This is a genomic window from Candidatus Contendobacter odensis Run_B_J11 (assembly GCF_000531125.1).
Classification (GTDB): Bacteria; Pseudomonadota; Gammaproteobacteria; order Competibacterales; family Competibacteraceae; genus Contendibacter; species Contendibacter odensensis.
Genome location: NZ_CBTK010000006.1, coordinates 1 through 3,089 on the forward strand (window position 1 = coordinate 1; position 3,089 = coordinate 3,089).

Here is a 3,089-nt window from a genome sequence, read left to right on the forward strand (position 1 = left end):
TTGCGCGGCGTGGCGCAGGTCGAAAGCGCGGACAACCTGGTGGCGCATGGCGGCGACGCCCGCGACCGGCTGGCCCAAATTCGCGCGACGGTTCTTGTCCAACTGGAGGAACAGGCGCGCTGCTACCGCGATCTAACGCCCGCGCTGGCTCGCCACGGGATCGTTCTGGCCGGGTGGGAAACGTTGACGGCGGCGCAACGGGATGAAGCTTCCCGTTTTTTCGACCGCAACGTTTCCCCGGCGTTGACTCCGCTCGGCATGGACCCCGCCCATCCCTTCCCTTTCATGTCGAACCTCTCGACCAACTGGGGTTTCATCCTTCGCAACCCCGACACCGATGAATATGTCCCGGTCAGAGTGAAGATTCCGACCTTGCTGCCGTCATGGATTGCGCTCAAGGCTGACGTAACCCTTGGCGAGCGCCGATTCCTGCGCTTGGAGGACTTGATCCGGCACAGCGCCGACAAGCTGTTTCCCGGCATGGAACTGATTGACGCTACGATGTTTCGCATCTTGCGCAACGCCGAGATGGAACTCGATGAAGAGGAAGAAAGCCTGCGCGAGGCGGTGACCGAAGCGCTCCAGCAACGACGCTTCGGGCCGGTGGTGCGAATGGATCTCGCCCCGGATCCCAACCCCGCTCTCCGCCAGGGGTTGATGGAGCGGTTCGAGCTGAGCGACGCCGACGTCTACGAACTGCCCGGCTTGCTCGATTACACCGGGCTGTTCCAAATTGCCGGTCTCGATGCGCCGGCCTTGCGCGATCCGCACTGGTCCCCGCTGCCCCCGCCCCGCTTGCCCGATGAAGATGTGGATATCTTCGCGGCGATCCAGTCTGGCGACCTGCTGCTCCATCATCCCTACGAAAGCTTCGACATGAGCGTCGAGGATTTCATCAGCGATGCCGCCATTGATCCGCAAACGGTGGCGATCAAGATGACGGTGTACCGCGTCGGCGACGACACGCCGTTCGTGCGTTCGCTGATTCGCGCTGCCGAAGCGGGCAAACAGGTCGCTTGCGTCATCGAATTAAAGGCGCGGTTCGACGAGGCGCGCAACCTGCTCTGGGCGCAGGAACTGCAACAGGTCGGCGCGCATGTGACCTACGGCCTGATGGGGCTGAAAACCCACACCAAGGTGGCGCTGGTGGTGCGCAAGGAAGGGCGCGATCTGCGCTGCTATGCCCATATCGGCACTGGCAACTATCACGTCAAAACCGCGCGGCTTTACACCGACGTTGGCCTGCTGACCTGCGATCCGATCCTCACCGCCGATGTAGTGAGGCTCTTCCATTATCTGACCGGCTGCTCGCGGGCGCCCCAATTCGACAAGCTGCTGATCGCCCCGATCAATATGCGCCAGCGGTTTCTGGAACGCATCGAACGGGAAATCGAGCATCATCGCGCTGGTCGACCCGCCCGCATCATCGCCAAGATGAACCAGGTCGAGGATCTGGAGATGGTGAGGGCGCTGTCGGCGGCATCCCAGGCGGGCATACCCATCGACCTGATCGTGCGCGGTTTCTGCTGTCTGGTTCCTGGGGTGCCCGGCTGGACCGAAACCGTGCGAGTGCGCTCGATCATCGGCCGCTTCCTCGAACACTCGCGGATTTTCTATTTCGCCAACGGCCAGGACGATCCGCTGGCGGGCGAGTTTTTTATCGGTTCCGCCGACTGGATGCATCGCAATCTCTCCGGACGGGTCGAGGCGGCGACGCCGGTGGAAGACCGGATGGCGCGCGAGCGGTTGTGGGAGATTCTGGACATCTGTTTGCGGGACAATCGTCAAGCGTGGCTGATGCAATCCGATGGCGCTTATGTCCAGAGCCAGCCGGCGGAGGATGCGACCGGACCGGCCGCGATGGGCGCTCACGCCTGGCTGATGGACCTGACCCGCCGCCGGGCGGCGGCGGTTTAATCAAGCGACTCGTCGGCGGTCACCCGGCAGCCGGCTTCTTCAAACTCGATGAGATGGTGAATGTGTGCGAATTTCTTTCGATATCGACGATACCCTGATTTGTGGTTCCTCTGTTCCCACAGAACCATGCGTTTCCTGGTGGCGTCGCTGGCGGTATCCCGAACGGCTGCGTCACGGCGCCCGCGCCCTGATGAGCGAGTTGACGCAAAGGGGCTGTCGGATTTGGATTTACACCAGTTCGGATCGTCCCGCCCACTATTTGAAATCCTGGTTCAGGATCATGGGAATTCCGATTGAGGGGGTGATTAACCAAACCCGGCATGAGCGGAGGGTGGGCTTGCGTGGGCCATCGAAATACCCTCCGGCCTTCGGGATTGATCTTCACATTGACGACTCGCCGGGGGTCGCTATGGAGGGGGCTGACCATCAGTTCGCGGTCCTGGTTGTTTCACCGGAGGATAAGGATTGGGTGGATCGGGTGCTGAGCGAGGTAGATGCGCGAATTCGTTCAAATACCCACTGGAATACGCGACGGCTCGCTTCGAGCCGGCCCTATGAGGTAAAGCAGATTTTTCGGGATCTCCTTGCCCGATTATCGCTATCGGACCGCCGAATCCCTTCTTACGCCGTCGGCAGCGCCAAGTCCGATCCAGCCTGAAGGCATCCGGCGCTAACGAGATCCGGGCTGGCGCATTGCGGTAATTGGGGACACTCGACCCAGCAATGCCGGCGCCGCCTCAGTCATTATTGTTGTACGTTCACGACCTGGGGAATCGGTTCGCCGTGTTGATGCTCGGCCTTGTGGTGGGGGATCGGGCGTTGCCGCTGGTCTGGGCGGTGGCGGCCGGGCCGGCCCATCTGGGGCTTGACCGGCAGGCAGTCGTGCTGGAACGGGTGCGGGGCTGGCTACCGGCTGGAGCGGAGGTGCTGTTGTTGGCGGATCGGTTCTCTCCGTCCGCCGCGCTCTTGGCCTGGGTGCACCTGCGGGATTGGCACTATCGCTTGCGCTTGAAAGGGAACTTGAGCGTCGATCCCGGATTTGGCGACATCGTCACCACGGGCGAGCTGGCCGCAGGGTTCACCGAGCGGTTTTTGCCCGACGGGCGCCTGTTCGCGAACGGGGGGCCGACGAACTTGGGGATCCGGCACGAGACGGGCCATCCCGAACCCTG

Annotated in this window: 2 protein-coding genes and 1 pseudogene; all 3 read left to right on the forward strand. The window is 62.4% G+C overall.

Annotation, left to right across the window (positions count from 1 at the left end):
- The coding region (gene ppk1 / locus BN874_RS00400; RefSeq protein ID WP_154724681.1) for a polyphosphate kinase 1 at nucleotides 1-1,917 on the forward strand (1,917 nt) is incomplete at its 5' end.
- 64 nt (nucleotides 1,918-1,981) lie between these two features.
- The gene (locus BN874_RS00405) at nucleotides 1,982-2,575 is read left to right on the forward strand and encodes a hypothetical protein (RefSeq protein WP_051497244.1); all 594 of its coding nucleotides are present in this window, start codon (nucleotides 1,982-1,984) and stop codon (nucleotides 2,573-2,575) included.
- A 125-nt stretch (nucleotides 2,576-2,700) separates the two neighbouring features.
- Nucleotides 2,701-3,089: pseudogene (locus BN874_RS00410) on the forward strand (transposase); the annotation flags it as partial.